At 37.9% G+C, this 18,349-nt stretch carries 17 protein-coding genes and 1 riboswitch; of the genes, 13 read left to right on the plus strand and 4 right to left on the minus strand.

The features are described 5' to 3' along the window. Together JHD79_RS18560 and JHD79_RS18565 are read left to right on the plus strand one after the other, a co-directional pair. Window positions 1-752: dihydrolipoamide acetyltransferase family protein (locus tag JHD79_RS18560; protein ID WP_199120853.1), on the plus strand; the 752-nt coding region annotated here is incomplete at its 5' end. A gap of 355 nt (window positions 753-1,107) precedes the next feature. After that, a complete protein-coding gene (locus JHD79_RS18565; RefSeq protein ID WP_199120854.1) occupies window positions 1,108-2,910 on the plus strand; it encodes a sialidase family protein in 1,803 nt (600 codons plus the stop codon). Between the two features lie 207 nt (window positions 2,911-3,117). On the opposite strand, the gene JHD79_RS18570 is transcribed toward JHD79_RS18565, so the two are convergent. From JHD79_RS18570 to JHD79_RS18585, 4 genes are all read right to left on the minus strand, one after another. Next, window positions 3,118-4,359 carry a homoserine dehydrogenase gene (locus JHD79_RS18570; protein WP_199120855.1) on the minus strand — a complete coding sequence of 414 codons (1,242 nt, stop codon included), beginning with the start codon at window positions 4,357-4,359 and terminating at the stop codon, window positions 3,118-3,120. Between the two features lie 14 nt (window positions 4,360-4,373). Next, complete coding sequence (metX, locus tag JHD79_RS18575) at window positions 4,374-5,432, minus strand: homoserine O-acetyltransferase (protein WP_199120856.1); 1,059 nt, start codon at window positions 5,430-5,432, stop codon at window positions 4,374-4,376. Window positions 5,433-5,477: 45 nt separating this feature from the next. Beyond that, on the minus strand, window positions 5,478-6,779 hold the full coding sequence (locus JHD79_RS18580; protein WP_199120857.1) for an O-acetylhomoserine aminocarboxypropyltransferase/cysteine synthase family protein: 1,302 nt from the start codon (window positions 6,777-6,779) through the stop codon (window positions 5,478-5,480). Window positions 6,780-7,035: 256 nt separating this feature from the next. Continuing rightward, window positions 7,036-7,146: riboswitch (SAM riboswitch) on the minus strand. A gap of 150 nt (window positions 7,147-7,296) precedes the next feature. Continuing rightward, window positions 7,297-8,418 (minus strand): PLP-dependent aspartate aminotransferase family protein, encoded by a 1,122-nt coding sequence (locus tag JHD79_RS18585; RefSeq protein ID WP_199120858.1) that lies wholly within the window; start codon window positions 8,416-8,418, stop codon window positions 7,297-7,299. 113 nt (window positions 8,419-8,531) lie between these two features. Here JHD79_RS18585 and JHD79_RS18590 point away from each other — a divergent pair, with 113 nt between their 5' ends. From JHD79_RS18590 to JHD79_RS18640, 11 genes are all read left to right on the plus strand, one after another. Then, the gene (locus JHD79_RS18590; protein ID WP_199120859.1) at window positions 8,532-9,023 is read left to right on the plus strand and encodes a lipocalin family protein; all 492 of its coding nucleotides are present in this window, start codon (window positions 8,532-8,534) and stop codon (window positions 9,021-9,023) included. 200 nt (window positions 9,024-9,223) lie between these two features. Beyond that, window positions 9,224-10,408: an aminofutalosine synthase MqnE gene (mqnE, locus tag JHD79_RS18595; protein ID WP_370583356.1), complete on the plus strand. Its 1,185-nt coding sequence runs from the start codon at window positions 9,224-9,226 to the stop codon at window positions 10,406-10,408. 76 nt (window positions 10,409-10,484) lie between these two features. After that, on the plus strand, window positions 10,485-11,099 hold the full coding sequence (locus JHD79_RS18600; protein WP_199120860.1) for a histidine phosphatase family protein: 615 nt from the start codon (window positions 10,485-10,487) through the stop codon (window positions 11,097-11,099). Between the two features lie 2 nt (window positions 11,100-11,101). After that, window positions 11,102-11,827, plus strand: a complete 726-nt coding sequence (locus JHD79_RS18605; RefSeq protein WP_199120861.1) for a menaquinone biosynthetic enzyme MqnA/MqnD family protein — start codon at window positions 11,102-11,104, stop codon at window positions 11,825-11,827. A gap of 338 nt (window positions 11,828-12,165) precedes the next feature. Next, a complete protein-coding gene (gene mutS / locus JHD79_RS18610) occupies window positions 12,166-14,742 on the plus strand; it encodes a DNA mismatch repair protein MutS (protein ID WP_199120862.1) in 2,577 nt (858 codons plus the stop codon). 68 nt (window positions 14,743-14,810) lie between these two features. Further along, window positions 14,811-15,308 carry a C40 family peptidase gene (locus tag JHD79_RS18615; RefSeq protein ID WP_199120863.1) on the plus strand — a complete coding sequence of 166 codons (498 nt, stop codon included), beginning with the start codon at window positions 14,811-14,813 and terminating at the stop codon, window positions 15,306-15,308. A 7-nt stretch (window positions 15,309-15,315) separates the two neighbouring features. Then, complete coding sequence (locus JHD79_RS18620) at window positions 15,316-15,879, plus strand: redoxin domain-containing protein (RefSeq protein WP_199120864.1); 564 nt, start codon at window positions 15,316-15,318, stop codon at window positions 15,877-15,879. A gap of 54 nt (window positions 15,880-15,933) precedes the next feature. Further along, window positions 15,934-16,416 (plus strand): TlpA family protein disulfide reductase, encoded by a 483-nt coding sequence (locus JHD79_RS18625; protein WP_199120865.1) that lies wholly within the window; start codon window positions 15,934-15,936, stop codon window positions 16,414-16,416. Between the two features lie 24 nt (window positions 16,417-16,440). Then, window positions 16,441-17,055: a thioredoxin family protein gene (locus tag JHD79_RS18630; RefSeq protein WP_199120866.1), complete on the plus strand. Its 615-nt coding sequence runs from the start codon at window positions 16,441-16,443 to the stop codon at window positions 17,053-17,055. Between the two features lie 97 nt (window positions 17,056-17,152). Next, window positions 17,153-17,500 (plus strand): hypothetical protein, encoded by a 348-nt coding sequence (locus JHD79_RS18635; protein WP_199120867.1) that lies wholly within the window; start codon window positions 17,153-17,155, stop codon window positions 17,498-17,500. 328 nt (window positions 17,501-17,828) lie between these two features. Then, complete coding sequence (locus tag JHD79_RS18640; RefSeq protein ID WP_199120868.1) at window positions 17,829-18,290, plus strand: T9SS type A sorting domain-containing protein; 462 nt, start codon at window positions 17,829-17,831, stop codon at window positions 18,288-18,290. The last annotated feature ends 59 nt before the right edge of the window (window positions 18,291-18,349 follow it).

Here is an 18,349-nt window from a genome sequence, read left to right on the forward strand (position 1 = left end):
CTTCTCCAGCAGCTCCAGCAAAACCGGTATCGGTATCAGGTGGTGACGAAATGATAGAGATGGATAGAATGCGTAAACTGATTGCCGAACATATGGTGATGAGCAAGCATACTTCGCCACATGTCACCTCATTTGTAGAAGCTGATGTCACCAATCTAGTGCTTTGGCGCAACAAAGTGAAGAAGACCTTCGAACAAAGAGAAAATGAAAAGATCACTTTTACGCCAATTTTTATAGAAGCAGTTACCAAGGCAATAAAGGATTTTCCTATGATCAACGTGAGTGTAAACGGCACACAGATCATTAAGAAAAAAGATATCAATATTGGAATGGCGGCGGCCTTGCCATCAGGAAATTTAATTGTCCCAGTCATTAAAAACGCTGATCAGCTGAATCTGGTTGGACTCACCAAGGCGGTGAATGATTTGGCCGCACGTGCCAGGTCTTCTAAGCTAAAACCTGACGAAACCCAGAATGGTACTTTTACCTTAACTAATGTGGGTTCTTTTGGCAATGTAATGGGTACCCCGATCATTAATCAACCACAGGTAGCCATATTGGCCGTGGGGGCCATTAAAAAGAAGCCTGCAGTTTTAGAAACTGAATATGGTGATGTCATTGCCATTAGGCACATGATGTTTCTTTCATTATCTTATGACCATAGGGTAGTAGACGGTGCTTTGGGTGGCTCTTTTGTTCGTCGGGTAGCCGATTATCTAGAAAACTGGGACATCAATAGAGAAATGTTATAGTTTAATAAAATGAATAAAAAGCTTCGTACATTTTGCGGAGCTTTTTTATTGAGATTGCTTCGTAAATTCGCAATGACATTCTTTTTGTTGGCTTTGCGAGGAGGGACGACGAAGTTATCCTTTATGTCAATTAACATAACCAACCCAAGTTAAATAGGCCGGATAGAAGCGAAAAACTACGCATCCTGATTTTGTATCAGGAGTGCAGTGTACAGCCAGATGGTTGGGAGATGGCAGTTATGCAAATGCTCTTCTAAAAAAACTTATGATAAGATCTTGGTCAGATAGGATAAAATAACAGAATCACCTATCATACTTCATTAGTTATATTTGTTGATAGCCATTGTTAATCCACATGAAACCAAATACCATTCTAGGGCAGTTTGCCAAAACGCTCATTTTGTTAATTATTTTTATTTGTATAGGTACTTATTCTTTTTCACAGGTCGAGTTTCCAGAGACAATCATTGTACAAAGTAAAGATCCTTTTAAAGACAAAGTATATTCACCGAGTATAGTCATATTACCAGATGGCAGTTATATAGCCTCTCAGGATATGCCAAAGGGCGTAGGTATACATAAAAGTACTAATAAAGGCCTTAGCTGGCAATTCGTAACAAAGGTAGATGTAGGCCATTGGTGTGGGCTTTTTATTCATAAAGGTGCCTTATATTTGATGGGCACCAGTAGATCTTTTGGAGATGTTATTATCCATAAATCTGTTGATGGTGGAAAAACTTGGACCCAAAGCATTGATGAAGATAACGGTGTACTTTTTAAGGGAAAATACCATACGGCACCTGTACCTGTAGTGATACACAAAGGACGTATTTGGCGAGCTTATGAAGAAGTGCTGGTAGAGGAGGCGAGCAGGGATTTTCATGCCTTGGTAATTTCTGCCCCTGTTGATGCCGATCTGCTCAAGGCTTCTAGCTGGACAAGATCGAACTCGATAAGATTTGAAGAGAAATGGCTCAATGCCAAACGTCCAAATTGGCTGGAAGGCAACATTGTGGTGGCACCAGATGGTAGCTTGGTTGATTTTATGCGATTGGAAAGTTGGTTGGGTAAAAACCAAAAATATGAACTGGAAGGTAGTGCCGCAGATAAACCTCGCCATGAAGTGGCTGCAGTAATTTCTATATCTGATGATGGCAAAAAGGTGTCTTTTGAAAATAAGAAAGAAGAATATGTATGGTTTCCCGGAGCAGAAACAAAGTTTACCATTAGGTACGATTCATTGTCGAAAAGCTATTGGACAGCGGTAAATAAAATTAGCTATTTTGATAAAAACTCTACCGAGACCTACAATGGAAACTGGCACCAACGTAATATCTTGGCACTTTATTCCTCTAAGGATTTGAAAAATTGGGAAGAAAGGTATCATATTGCAAAATGGAATAGCGGAACACCTTTAAACACTTGGGATGTATTTGGTTTTCAGTATGCCGATTGGCAATTTGAGGGCAATGATATTATTCTGGTGAGCAGAACTTCTTGGTATGGTGCCCGTTATCACGATGCGAACATGATGACTTTTCATCGCATCAAAAACTTTAGAAATGTAAAGCTTTCGAATTCGCCTGCCGATTTGTATCCGCTAACTACAACAAAGGATATTTTGATTTTTGACCTGAAAAAAATTGAGATTGGAAATGAGATTAAGCCTAGCTGGATGGAAAAGGGAATTGGTTCGGCAATAATTAAAGCCGGCAAAGGCGTGCAATTAGAACTTGATGGTGAAGGCAGAATCTTATTAAAGGCCCTAAAGCCGACTAAGGTAAAGGAAAACGCAGTAAGCAATGGTCAATTTATAGAAATAGAACTATTGCCATTGGATGGCTATAAACTGAATATTGCCAGCATTGATTTAAAGTTGGGCAAGAACTTAGATGAAGTGGTTAAATATAAATGGCATTTTAGTGTAAATGGAGGAAAAACGTTTAAAGAAATTACCAATTACGATTTTCCTTTGGGTAAAGTGAATGAGAAAGGAACACCTCAGTCTAAACTTTACCTATCAGGTATTAAGGAATTACAAAATATTGATGCCAATCAGCAGCTAATCTTGAGGATGTATTTCTTTGGATATAATAACAAACAAATGCAGGTTTCGCTAAACGATTATTTAAGAATTGGTGGAACAATGGTAAAATAGCTTATTTCCCAATCGATAATGGTGATGTTTTGCATAAATAGGATCTGAAATGAATCGAATCAGATGGTTATCAGAATTATTTCAGCATTGGCTTAAATAGATTAAGAATTTATAAAATTCATTCAATTAAATGCCTCAATAGTGCTAAAACGTAAAAGCCCAGACATCCATCTGGGCATTTTACCATCAAAACAAAACAATATAAATTTAGTTAACCAGTATATGCTCTTCAGCTATGGCCTTGATATCCTGCTCACTATAAGTGATCCTACCTGTTTGGGCAATAAATACATCTTTATTCAAGAGTAGTTCTCTGTGCTCCAATAGGTTCTTTAGGGTAACATGACCAATTACATATTTATAATCATTACGAACAAAGCGTTCGGATATATTTTCGACCTGTAATTTTTCTACAGTATATTCATGAACGTAACGCAAATAGATTTCCAGGCTTACCCTATCGGTATGGATCAATCCATTCTGTTGGTGGTATTTTTTATATTCATATCGATAGTCGTAACGAAGGGCTGCAATATCCGATAATACAGCGGCTCCCGTAGGATGCCCACCAGCTCCTTTACCGAAGAAAAATTGTTTGTCTGCAAAAGCTGCCTGTACGGTAACACCATTATATTCATTTTCTACATTGTACAGGAAATCATCACTTTTTACAAATTTTGGCAAAACATAGGTAACCACCTGTTTGGTGCTAATTTTACGTGTAGTGGGCACCAATTTGATCTTAAAGTTTTTCTCTTTTGCATATTGGATGTCCGCATCACCTAAATTCTGTATACCTATGTTTAATATTTTATCGGGGTTGATGAATAATCCATAGGCATGTGCCGTAGCAATCGTCAGTTTGAATTTGGGATCATAACCTCCAACATCAAGAATGGGATCGGTTTCTGCAAAGCCCAGATCTTGGGCCTCTTTTAGCGCAGCACTATAGCTTGCTCCTTCATTAAATATCTTAGAAAGGATGTAATTTGACGAACCATTAAAAATTCCGCTAATGCCATGCAAAAGCTCATTATCATAGTACTCTTCTAAGTTTCTGATGATAGGAATACTTCCGCAAACAGCGCCCTCATATAATAAAGAAGTTCCGTATTTTTCTTGAATATGCACCAGTTCTTCTAAATGAGTGGCAATCATCTTTTTATTGGCCGAAACCACATGTTTACCACTACTTAATGCACGCTTAACTATTCCATAAGCGGCATCGGCATCGTCAATGAGTTCAACAATGGTATTAATTTCTGGGTTATCTAATATCTCATCATGTGAAGTGGTAAAAAGATGCGCCTCTAAAGTTCTTTTCTTTTCTGGATTTTTAATGGCAATCTTAACAATTTCCAGATTTAAATTCTGGCTTTTAATAATATCATGTAAGCCTTGGCCCACAACTCCAAAACCAAATAATCCTATCTTAAGTTTCTTACTCATAATTCTTTTATAATTTAAGCGATATGCTGTAATTTGATAACCTTTTTGTTTATATTCTCTTTTAAAAAATGACCAATAATATTCGTTAACTTATCTGTTTCTATCAAGAAACCATCATGACCATAAGCACATTTGATGCTGCTGAATGTGGCATTTTCAATGTGTTGGGCCAAAAATTGTTGCTCGGTAATGGGGAAGAGGATATCATTCTCTATGCCAATGACCAAAGTGTTGGTTTTGACTAACCTTAAGGCATCGACAATACTTTTTCTACCTCTGCCTACATTGTGGCTATCCATCGCTTTGCTCAAATACCAATAGCTATAGGCGTTAAAACGGTTACACAACTTTTCTCCTTGATAGTTTTGGTACGACGAAGCCCTAAAATCGGCTACTTTATCATTTACGCTTTCCAGTTGGGTTTCATTGTAAGCTTCATAAGTTCTATAAGATAAAAGGGCAATGCTCCTTGCCGTTTTCAATCCCTTTAATCCCCCATTTGGCTGGTTGGCAAAAAATGTCCTATCGGTAGCTATGGCTAAACGCTGACTTTCGTTAAAAGCAATTCCCCAAGGGGAATGAACGGCATTAGTAGCTACCAATATCAGGTTTTCGATAATTATCTTCTTGGAAATAGACCATTCCAAGGCCTGTTGCCCACCTAAAGAACCACCAATCAAGGTTTTAATAGTATGAATACCCAAATGAACAGCCAGTAGCTGATGAATTTCGGCCATGTCCCTAATGGTAAATTCAGGAAAAGACAAATAATAAGGCTGCCCGGTAACAGGATTAGTACTCAATGGATTAGTGGTACCATAATGTGATCCCAGTATATTGGCACACACAATAAAATGCTCTTCCGGATTAAATAGCGCCTTGCTACCAAATAACCCTTTCCACCAATCTAGTACATCGGCGTTTGCTGTTAAAGCATGACAAGCCCAAATTACATTATCCTTTTTATCATTCAATGTGCCAAATGTTTGGTAGGCAATTTCAAGATTACGTAATTTCTTTCCGTTTTCTAGCTTGAATATTTTTGGATATTTATAGGTTAACGAATTGCTCATTTTTGTTTTGTTGGATGTGATGTTGTTTTTCGTAGGTAGATCGTATTAGTTTAAAGAAGCAAATGCTTGTTCAAAATCAGCTTTAATATCATCTATATGCTCTATTCCCACAGAAACACGCAATAGGTTAGGGGTAACTCCTGCAGCCAACTGCTCGCTATCGCTAAGCTGTTGATGTGTAGTAGCGGAAGGTTGGATAATAAGGGTCTTTGCATCGCCCACATTGGCCAAATGGCTAACTAGCTTTAAGCTATCCACTAACTTTATAGCGTTTTCTTTGCTTCCCTTAAGCTCGAAACTTAATACAGCCCCAAAACCATTGGTTAAATATTTTTTTGCGTTGGCATGATATGGACTACTTTCTAAACCTGGATAGTTTACCTTGGCAACTGCGGCGTGGTTCTCTAGCCATTTGGCCAAGGCCAGGGCATTCTCTACGTGGCGTTGTACACGAAGTGACAAGGTTTCCAAACCTTGCAAAAGAAGAAATGAATTGAATGGTGATTGTGAAGGTCCAAAATCTCTTAATCCTTCTACACGTGCCCTAATAATAAATTGGATATTGCCAAAAGGCCCGTTCTGGCCAAATACATCGTTAAATATCAGGCCATGATAGCCTTCTGAAGGTTCTGTAAATTGGATAAACTTGCCATTTCCCCAATTATAGTTACCACCGTCTACAATTACTCCACCAATGCTGGTGCCATGTCCACCAATCCATTTAGTAGCCGATTCTACTACCACATGCGCCCCATGTTCTAATGGTTTAAATAAATAGCCCGCTGCACCAAAGGTATTATCTACAATTAAAGGCAGATCATATTTCTTGGCAATGGCTGCTATTTTTTCAAAGTCGATAATGCTAAAAGAAGGATTGCCAATCGTTTCCAGATAAATGGCTTTTGTGCTATCATCAATATGGGCTTCAAAATCAGCAGGGCTATCGCCATCGGCAAATTTTACGGTAATGCCCAAGCGTTTAAAAGCTACCTTGAACTGGTTGTATGAACCACCATATAAGTGGGTAGAGGAAACGAAGTTGTCGCCAGCTTGCAGAATGTTGTTTAGCGCAATGAATTGGGCTGCTTGCCCAGATGCTACGGCTAGTGCAGCTACCCCGCCTTCTAGAGCAGCAATGCGCTTTTCGAAAACATCGGTAGTAGGGTTCATAAGACGTGTATAAATATTGCCGAATTCCTTTAGTGCAAATAGATTTGCTCCATGTTCAGAATTTTTGAAGCCATAAGAAGTCGTTTGGTATATAGGCACAGCTCTAGAGCCTGTAGTCGGATCTATTTCTTGCCCAGCGTGGATCTGTAGTGTTTCGAATTTAAGATTTTGTGACATATGAATATGTTGTTTAATGTTAATATTGGGAAATGGTTATAGGGAGGTTACGTACCCTAATCTCTTAGGGCCTTCCGAATTGTGAAATCATTACAAGTTGGAAGATTGATTAATGTTTGTATATGCCACAGCACATACAAATAAACGGCTGCATAGTACAGCAATTAGAGGTAATGGGAGTACAAATAATATCTTTGCCAACCTGTTCGGAAAATGAGTTTCTTGAAATAACAGAATTAATTAGTTTCATCTTATTAATTTATATTTCCAAAATGCACCATGCAATTTGGTCAGGAATTGGCACCTTCTCTTTTGGAGGGTTGCCAGTGGGTCAGTGAGCCTGTCTCTCGCCACTTCTTTATAAATCAATACCTGGCAGGAATTGACTTTTATTTGATTTCTCAAATAATGTTTCAAATATAGGGTTAAAGTGTGTTTATTGCAAAATAAAATTTTGAAAATAATTTATTTATTTGATTTTCAATGATATAAATTAAATATAAAAATACTTTTACAATTAAATATGTGCTAATGCTTGTTCTAAATCAGCTATTAGATCATCAATATGTTCCAGTCCTACAGAGATCCGAATTAAATTTTGTGGGGTTTTAGTATCAGGACCTTCAACCGATGCACGGTGTTCGATTAAACTTTCTACACCACCCAAGCTCGTGGCCTGACTAAAAATGTTCACCTTATTCACCACTTTTTTGGCCTGTTCCGCTCCACCTTTGGTAAGGATCGAAAGCATACCACCAAAACCTTTCATTTGCTTTTTCGCAATTTCATGCTGTGGATGCGAGCTCAATCCAGGATAATAAACCGTTTCAACTTTTGGATGTTGATTCAGATAATCCGCCAATTTTTCTGCGTTTTCGCAATGTCCTTTAATGCGGTAAGCCAAGGTTTTAATACTTCTGAGTAGTAAAAAACAATCGAACGGCGAGGGTACAGCTCCACCTGTTTCCTGTATATTTTTTATCTTCTCCCAAAATTCATCTTTTTGTGCAAAAGTTAAAGCTCCTCCTAACACATCGCTATGTCCGCCAATATATTTTGTAGTGGAATGCATCACAATATGGGCACCTAAGGTCAATGGGTTTTGCAGAATAGGAGAAGCAAAGGTGCTATCTACCGCAAATATAAGCTGGTGCTTTTTCGCTATTTTACCAAGCTCTTCTATGTTCGTAATTTTCAACAATGGATTAGAAGGCGTTTCTACCCAGATCAGGTTGGTATTTGGTTTGATAAACTGCTCTATTTCAGCTGTTTTCGTTAAATCAATAAAATCAAATGACAGGGTATCGGCAAAGATCGTCATCAATTGTTTTTTAAAGCCCCAATACATATCATCAGGTGCAATAATATGGCTGCCAGGCTTTAATGCCTGGAAGACCGCCATTCCTGCCGTATTTCCAGAAGAAAAAGCACAGGTATCTGCACCTTTTTCTAGTTCTGTCAACACCTTTTCCAGTGCCGAACGGTTCGGATTGCTTACTCTACTATACATGTGTCCACCTGGGTAACCACCATCTTCGCCCCTAAAAAAAGTAGTAGATAAACTAATGGGTATGGTTACGTCTCCTGTACTAAATTTTACAAAATTTGCAGCATGTATAGCGGTGGTTTCAGGTTTCATGGTCTACTTATAGAATTTTTATCATCGATTGAACAAATGTAATTGTAAATACTCCAAATAATTTAATTTTGGCAAGATTTATGTTATTAGTTTTACAAAAACCATTTAAGAATATGAAAAGATTATTTTTAGCCATAGCGCTATTCTCGGCATCATTAATTGTATTGGAAAGCTGCTCTCCAAAAACCTCTTCTGGAACTACTGCTGTAAGAAGGGGAAATGTGACCGGCAATTGGGTACTTAACAATATTTCTTTTGAAGGTATTCCAGATGTAGCAGTAAAGTCCTTTTTGGGAGAAAACTCTTATAAGTGTTTTGTGGGGAGTACCTGGAACTTAACCAATAGTGGTAATGGAAGCTATAGCTTACCTTCTAGTGCCAGTTGTGGTGCTAAAACCCAAACCATATTCTGGTCGGTGACTACAGCAGATGAAACTTTTCAGTTTAAAAAACTATATGAAGGGGATAAGGCTAAAAATGTAACCGAGGGCTACCGTTTATTGTTATCTGGTGCCAATGATAATACTTTAGTACTTAAATCGCCAATTGAATATGGTGGAAGAACTGCGTATGTTGTACTAAACTACGTAAAAGCCGTAAAATAATTAGTTTAATATACACATTTGATAGCCACAGTATACTTAATGCTGTGGCTATTTTTCTTTCCATAACTTGCTTTCCGAGCACCGGCCATATATTCGCTTTCCCATTCTTTATTTCGTTTCTAAATAATCCATTTTTACAAGAAAATGATGTTCAATTAGGTCAATATTGTACATTTGTCTAAATCTTAAGGAGAACGATAGTGCAATCATTAGAGATACTCATACAAAATCCAGACTTAGCTCAGCCATTAAAAGACATTGCCCTCAAAGTACAAGCCGGAGTACGCATTAACTTTGAAGAAGGTATTTATTTATATGAGCATGCCGAGTTGGGCTATTTAGGCGTTTTAGCCAATTATATCCGTGAAAAAAAACATGGCGATTTAACTTATTTCAATAGAAATTTCCATATTGAGCCCACTAATATCTGTGTATATGACTGTAAGTTTTGTTCATATAGCAGAATGATCAAGCAACGAGAAGAAGGATGGGAAATGGAGGTAGATGGAATGATTGACATCCTTAAGAAATACGATAATGAACCAGTTACCGAAGTACATATTACTGGTGGGGTAGTGCCCAAACAAAACTTGGATTTTTATGCGAGTTTCTTCAAGAAGGCAAAAGCCCATCGTCCCGATCTTCATATCAAGGCCTTAACTCCCGTAGAATACTATTACATCTTTAAAAAAGCAAAGTTAAGCCATTATGATGGCATGAAATATTTAAAAGAGGCTGGCCTAGATTCTATGCCGGGTGGAGGTGCCGAAATTTTTCACCCAGAAGTAAGGGAGAAGATTGCTCATGATAAATGTAATGCAGAACAGTGGTTAGACATACACGAACAGGCCCATAAATTAGGTATGCGCTCTAACGCTACCATGCTTTATGGACACATAGAGCAGTTTTGGCATAGGGTAGATCACATGGAGCGTTTACGTGAGCTGCAAGATCGAACTGGTGGTTTTCAGGCATTTATTCCCTTAAAGTTCAGAAACCAAAATAACCAAATGAGCGATGTGCCCGAAGTTTCGGTCATAGAAGACTTAAGAAATTATGCCATATCGCGTATTTACCTTGATAATTTCGATCATATCAAAGCTTATTGGGCCATGATCAGTAGGGAAACTGCGCAATTGAGCTTGAATTTTGGGGTCGACGACATTGATGGAACGCTAGATGACACCACTAAAATATACTCGATGGCCGGCGCAGAGGAACAAACTCCTGCCATGAGCACTCAAGAGTTGGTAGAATTGATCAGGCACGTAAAAAGAAAACCTATTGAGCGCGACACCTTGTACAATATAGTGACCGATTATACGGATCATATATTTGAGGAAGAGGTAAAGCCATCATATTATAAGTTGCCAGTAGTTAATTAGCGGTTAGACATAAATTTGTATGTTACTTAGCTGCAACTTTTAAACCTTCTAATCATTACAAATTTCAATAAAATAAATGAAAGAACTATATATCATCCGTCATGGAGAAACAGAACTGAACAGATTGGGAATTGTACAGGGTAGAGGAGTAGATGCCGATTTAAATGAAACTGGTATCGCTCAGGCAAATGCCTTTTACCAAAGTTATAAAAATGTTAAGTTCGATAAGGTATATACTTCATCTTTAGTAAGAACACATCAAACAGTTCAACCGTTTATTGATTTGGGTTTGCCTTGGGAGCAGTTACCTGGATTAGATGAATTGGCTTGGGGAGAGTGGGAAGGAAAACCCAATACAGAAGAAGCTAGATCTGCCTTTAGGGAAGTAGTGAAAGAATGGCAAGCCGGCAATTACGATGCAAAATTTGGTGGTGGCGAAAGTCCAAATGAGGTGGCTGACCGTTTGAAACAAGCCCTTGAGCACATCAGAAACCACCCGGAGGAAGAACGTGTATTAATTTGCATGCATGGTAGGGCTTTACGTCTATTATTGTGTATTTTATTAAACAAGCCCATGTCCGATATGGAAACCTTTCCTCACCAAAATACCACTTTATATCGTTTAAATCTAACAGAAAATGGTTTTGTATTAATTGATTTTAATAATACCGACCATTTAAACCATATATAACCTTGAACAAAATTAAAATATCAGCCGTTTCTTATACCAATACCAAACCATTTATTTATGGCATTGAACATTCAGCTCTTAAAGAAAAAATTGACCTAAGCTTAGATATTCCTTCAGACTGTGCAGCAAAGCTCATTCATAACCAAGTTGATATTGGCTTGATCCCGGTAGCAGCTATTCCCTTTGTTCCTAATGCAAGTATCATTAGCGCTTATTGCATTGGTTCAGTTGGTGCTGTAAATTCGGTGTTTATTTTTTCTAAAGTTCCTGTTCAACAGATTAAGACTTTAAAGCTCGACCCCCAATCTCGTACTTCTAACAATCTGGCTAAAGTGCTATTAAAATTCCATTTTAAGACCAGTGTAGAACTGATAACGGATGACAATATAGAAACTGATGCGCAAGTGTTGATAGGTGATCGTACTTTTGGTCGTAAAGCAGATTTTGCCTATGCTTACGATATGGGCGAAGAGTGGATGAAATTTACGGGACTACCATTTGTTTATGCAGCTTGGGTAGCTAATAAAGAAATTCCACAGCATTTTATCGACGAATTTAATGAAGCTTTAAAATTAGGCTTGTCTTATCGCAAGGAACTGTTAAAAGAATTACCTTCACACCCAGATATCGATTTGGCCGATTATCTGTTGCATAAATTAGATTTTGATCTGACGGATGGGAAAAAAAAAGCACTAGATCTATTTTTGGCTTATATTAAGCAATTATAAATTTTCCCAATGATCATTTTGTTTTTCAACCACCTAGGGCATTTCAGATAACCCTAGGCGTTCTTGGGTTTCTGAGGTGGTAGGCCCATTTCAACCACATGAGGCGTTTCGGTAAACTTATGGCGGTCATCTATATCCTGTTTAAATGCCTATATCGTTTCTAGCTAAGTAATTACAGTAAGCACCGTGTTTTTTCGAGGTTGTTTCGATCATTTTTCGAAGCAACTTGCCCAACAAATTTCAATAAAAACTTCGCCCCTAAGTCTCAAGATACTATATTTACACTTTAGTAATTTAGAAATATTTTGGCCAAAGCAAAGCAGACAGAAACACCATTAATGCAGCAATACAATACCATTAAGGCTAAATACCCGGGTGCGTTATTGTTGTTCAGAGTAGGCGATTTTTACGAAACATTTGGCGAAGACGCAGTAAAAACCGCCAATATATTGGGCATTGTCCTAACCAAAAGGGGTACAGGTCCAAATGGAGCATTAGAACTGGCGGGTTTTCCACACCATTCGCTCGAAAACTATTTATCAAAATTAGTAAGGGCCGGACAAAGGGTAGCCATTTGCGATCAGTTGGAAGATCCCAAAATGACCAAAACTATTGTAAAACGTGGGGTCACCGAACTGGTAACGCCCGGAGTAGCCTATAGTGATAATATCTTAAGTCAGAAATCCAACAATTATTTGGCTGCCGTCTATTTTGACAAGGGAAATTTGGGCGTGGCCTTTTGCGATATTTCTACTGGGGAATTTTTGATCGCACAGGGCAACACAGAATACATAGATAAGCTCTTGCAAAGCTTTAAACCGACAGAAGTAGTTTTTCAAAAGAGCAAGCGCTTAGAATTTGCCAATCAGTTTGGTGACAAATTCTATACTTATCCTATTGATGACTGGGCTTTTACCCATGATTATGCCAATGAAATATTGACCAAACACTTTGAGGTTAACTCATTAAAGGGTTTTGGCATAGACAAATTGCCTTCTGGCGTAGTGGCCGCAGGGGTAATACTTTATTATTTAGGGGAAACCGAGCATCGGAACCTACAGCATATCACCTCCATTTCGCGAGTAGAAGAAGAAAGGTATATGTGGTTGGACCGGTTTACCATCCGTAATTTAGAGTTGGTAAGCTCTTCAAATGATAACGCGGTAACTCTTTTCGATGTGCTTGATGAAACTTGTACCCCAATGGGTGCCAGAATGTTGCACAAATGGATCATTATGCCTTTAAAAGAGCTGAAACCTATAGAAGAACGTTTGGGCATGGTCGATTTCCTGGTCAAGAAACAAGAATTGGCACAACAGCTACTCGCACACATCAAACCTATTGGCGATCTAGAAAGGCTCATCTCGAAAGTGGGCCTACAGAAGGCTGGTCCGCGTGAATTATTACAATTAAAAAGGGCATTAGGCCACATAGAAGAAGTAAAGAAATTAGCTGAACAAACTAAAAATCCCTACTTGGAGGTGCTGGCCTCGCAACTAAATCCCTGCAAAAGTATAAAGGAAAAACTAGAAAGGGAATTGCAGGCCGATCCACCAGCTTTATTGGCTAAAGGGAATGTAATAGCTGATGGAATAGACGAAGAACTTGACCGTTTACGCAAAATTGCATTTGGCGGAAAGGAATTTTTGGTAGAAATCCAAAAACGGGAAGTGGCAGAAACAGGTATTCCGTCCTTAAAAATATCATTTAATAATGTTTTTGGTTATTACCTCGAAGTTACACATACCCATAAAGATAAAGTTCCAGGCACATGGATCCGCAAGCAGACCCTGGTCAATGCCGAAAGATATATTACCCCAGAGCTTAAGGAATATGAGGAGCAAATTCTTGGGGCCGAAGAGAAAATACAGGCTATTGAAGTTCGTTTATATAATGAGCTCATGTACCAGGTTTCACACTACATTAAACCCGTACAGCTCAATGCCTATTTGATTGCACAGCTTGATGTATTACTTTGTTTCGCCGAGTTGGCCATAAAGAACTACTACGTAAAGCCCGAACTCAATAACAAGAAGGAATTGGATATCAAAGGTGGACGTCATCCGGTTATAGAGAAGCGTTTGCCCGTTGGTGAAGAATATATTACCAATGATGTTTTTCTGGACAACGATACCCAGCAGATCTTAATGATTACTGGTCCAAATATGTCGGGTAAATCGGCTATATTACGACAAAGTGCCCTCATTGTATTGATGGCACAAATGGGTTGCTTTGTACCGGCTAAAGCGGCCAAAGTAGGTATTGTCGACAAAATTTTCACGAGGGTAGGTGCTTCCGATAACTTATCTAGCGGAGAAAGCACCTTCATGGTAGAAATGAATGAAACGGCCAGTATTCTAAATAACATTTCCGATAGGAGTTTGATCTTGTTAGATGAGATTGGAAGAGGAACCAGTACCTATGATGGTATTTCCATTGCCTGGGCAATTGCAGAGTATTTGCACGAACACCCTACGGCAAGGCCAAAAACTTTATTTGCCACGCATTACCATGAGCTTAACGACCTGGAAAACACCATGGTTCGCATCAAAAATTACAACGTAACCATTAAAGAACTGCAAAACAAGGTTATTTTCTTGCGTAAATTGGTTCCTGGCGGAAGCGAACATAGCTTTGGTATACAGGTAGCAAAAATGGCAGGCATGCCGGCCAAGCTCATCAATAGGGCCAATGAAATTCTCAAACGATTGGAAATTGATAGGACAGAGGGGCAAAGCATTAAGGACAGTATCAAAAAAGTCCAAAATCAGGCTTATCAGCTGCAGATGTTTGCCATTGATGATCCTGTATTGGTAAAGATCAGGGATTCGTTGAATAACTTAGATGTAAATACGTTAACCCCAGTAGAAGCTTTACTAAAATTAGATGAGATACAGCGTCTAATAAAAAATTAGGGTGAGCAAAAAATGCTAAATACGCTATAAATAATAATGAGGCATACAATTAACTTTAAACAACGAAGATGTTAGCTATCAAAAGAAATTATTTATTATGGGTATGCATGTGCGTATTGCTGTTCCTGGCTTCCTGCGGTTCCAGAAAATATACCAACGAAACCAAAGCTGCACGTGCGGCCGACGCCATGTCGAAACTGAAGAGTAAACCATTGTACCGTTTTATTACAGATTGGACAGGGGTAAAGTATAAATTAGGCGGCTTGGATAAAAATGGAATAGATTGCTCTGGTTTTGCCTATCTATTGCAAAGGGATATTTATGGGCAAACTTTGCCACGTAGATCGAAAGATCAGGCCAACGCAGTGAAGAAAAGAAGTTTGGATAGTTTAAGGGAGGGAGACCTGATATTTTTCTCTTTTGGAGGAAATGAGGTAGACCACGTAGGCATTTATTTAAATGGCGATTTCTTTGTACATGCTTCCACTTCGAGAGGGGTAATTGTGGAAGACCTAAGCTTGCCAGTCTACCAAAAGGCTATTGTAAAAACAGGAACATTAAAGTAACCATAACATGCATAAATTTTCCTTATTGATATTCTTAATTGTCTTATCTGGTGCGCCCAAGGCACAAGAGGTGCTAAAAGTAGGAGAAACCTTTTCCAATCTGGCCCTAAAGAGCACCAACGACCAGATTTATGACCTCAATGCACAAACCAAAGCAAAAGGATTTATTCTTATTTTTATGACCCCCAGTTGCGACCATTGCAGGGCCTATGAAAGCAGGATAATGTCATTGGATAAACAATATAAAACAAAAGGTTATCCTGTGGTGGCCATTGGTCCCTATGGAGATAATGAAAAAGATTATCCCTATGATGCCATGCCCGAAATGAAAAAAATGGCCCTTAAAAATGGTTTCACCTTTCCTTATGTGGCCGACGAAAAATTTAAATACACCTGGCTATTTGGCATTAGACAAACACCAAAAGCTGTTGTACTCAAAAAACTACCGAATGGCTACCAGGTAATGTATATTGGCAATATAGATGATCAACCCACCGAAAATGTTGAACCAAAACAAAAATATGTAGAAGAAATGGTAAACAAATTACTTTCTTCTACTGTTCATAAATAGTTACAGTAGGTATACGGTTCATTGCTAAGTTTTTAACTAGAATTCTTGTCTAACATGAAAAAATATTTCGTAACATTTTTATTGTGCTACCTAAGTTACAGTGTAAATGCCCAAGTTAAATTACTAACTTTAAATGAGTTGGAACAAAGAATGACCAAAGGTGAAGATACAACCTATGTTGTTAATTTTTGGGCAACTTGGTGCGGGCCATGTGTAGCAGAACTGCCTGCCTTTGAGCAGCTACATAAAGAAAATTTAAAAAAGCCATTAAAGGTAATTTTGGTCAGTCTTGATTTTAAGTCTAAGCTTAAATCTGCGGTTGTTCCATTTGTGGCCAAGCATAAGATACAATCAGAAGTTTATCTAATCGATGAACCTGATCAACAAAAATTTATAGATCGTGTAAATAAAGATTGGTCTGGTGCGCTACCAGCTACTTTAATTGTTAATACACAAAAGAAGATCCGATCCTTTTATGAAAAGGAATTTACCTATAGTGAGTTGCTTAAAAGCCTAGAAATAGTTAAATCAAAATAATCATCATTATTTAAACCAAAAAAAATGAAAAAGTTAATGTTAACCTGTTTATCAATGTTTCTGATCACTGCCTTAAGTGCACAGAATGGTTATCAGGTAGGTGATTTAGCCGCCGATTTCAATTTAAAAAATGTAGATGGTAAAAATGTATCGCTAAGTAATTATAAAAATGCTAAGGGCTATATTGTAGTGTTTACCTGTAATACTTGTCCAGTATCAAAAGCTTACGAGGCCAGGGTTGAAGCCTTAAATAAAATGTATGCGGCTAAAGGTTATCCGGTCGTCGCTATTAATACCAATGATCCAGTGGCTTCTCCAGGCGACACTTACGAGAAAATGCAGCAAAGAGCTAAAGAAAAAGGGTTTAGTTTTGCTTATTTGGAAGATCCAGAACATGTTTACACCAAAAAATATGGCGCAGCCCGTACACCGCATGTTTTTGTTCTGCAAAAAACTGCCAAAGGCAACGAAGTAGCCTATATAGGTGCTATTGATAATGACCAGCAGGAAGCCAATGACCAAAGAGAGAATTATGTGCAAAATGCCGTAAACCTGTTATTAAAAGGGGAAAAGCCAACAGTAACTTCAACCAAGGCTATTGGCTGCACCATCAAATGGAAAAAGGAAGTGAGTAAATAACTGTGCAGTTTGAAATATCGTAAAAGTCCACTTTTATGAGTTTAACAAGTGGACTTTTTTATTTATCTCCAATAACTAAAACTAAATAAATTAATATATGAAACACAATTACTCTTTATTAAAGCTCAGACAAAATAAAATGCTAATTACGCTCGGCTTTTACTGTTTGGTTGCAATGATTATCCCAAATAAGGTACATGCTCAAACAGTTATTTCAACTAACCATGTGAATAACAATAGTAATGCTCTAGTTACTTTTAACATACAAAACACTAATAATGTACCTATTGTGATTAGAAGTATTAGTTGCCATTTAGGAACAATTGCCACCAATAATGTTTCTTTGTTATACAATTTAAATCCAATAAATGATAATGCTTTACCTTGGGACGGTGGCATTGTAGGAGCTGGACAAAACGGATGGATTAGCGGTAATCTCAAATAGCAATACCGCTAATGGCGTTGTACCGGTTCTTGATGGCTTAACCGTTACTATTCCCGCCAACACTACCTACGGATTTGCTTTAAGTACTAATGCGTTACAATATAGTACGCTTTCAGCGGGAGTAAATACTTTTAGTGGGGGTGGTGTAAATTTAATTACAGGTAATGGAGTTAGCTGGGGAGGTACAATCGCACCGTCAACACCGGCAAACTATCCAAGAGGTTTTGTTGGAAGTATTACCTGGTACCCCATTTCCATACTTAAAATAAATTTAAAAGATATTACGGCGAAAAATGAGGGATCTAAGAACAAAATCCAATGGTCTTCATTGAGCGAACTTGCTAGTGATATTTATGAGTTGGAAAGAAATACTGATGGTAGGAATTTTGTTAAAATCGCTTCTATAAAAGCAAATGGAAAAGCATCTAATTATAATTATACAGATGAAAGCCCTGGTTTTGGTGGTAACTATTACCGTTTAAAACTAATTGAAGAAAACGGAAATGCTCAATATTCTCAAATTGTTAATGCAAATGTGAAAAGCCTGACAGATTTCTCCGTAGCAGCGTATCCTAATCCAGTGGTAGAAACGTTGTATGGCAATATTAATGGTAAAACAGAGAAAAATGCAACGGTGACCCTTTTAGATATAAATCAAAAGACAATAAAAAAAATTGCGGTAACTGATTCTAAATTCTCTATTAATATGAAAAATATGGCTGTTGGCGTATATCTGTTAAAATATTCAGATCAATTTAATACCTATATACAAAAGATCATCAAAAAATAACGTTAACATATCATATTAAAAAAGCCACGACAGCATAACTGTTGTGGCTTTTTTAATAT

The organism is Pedobacter sp. ASV28 (assembly GCF_016428855.1).
GTDB lineage: Bacteria > Bacteroidota > Bacteroidia > Sphingobacteriales > Sphingobacteriaceae > Pedobacter.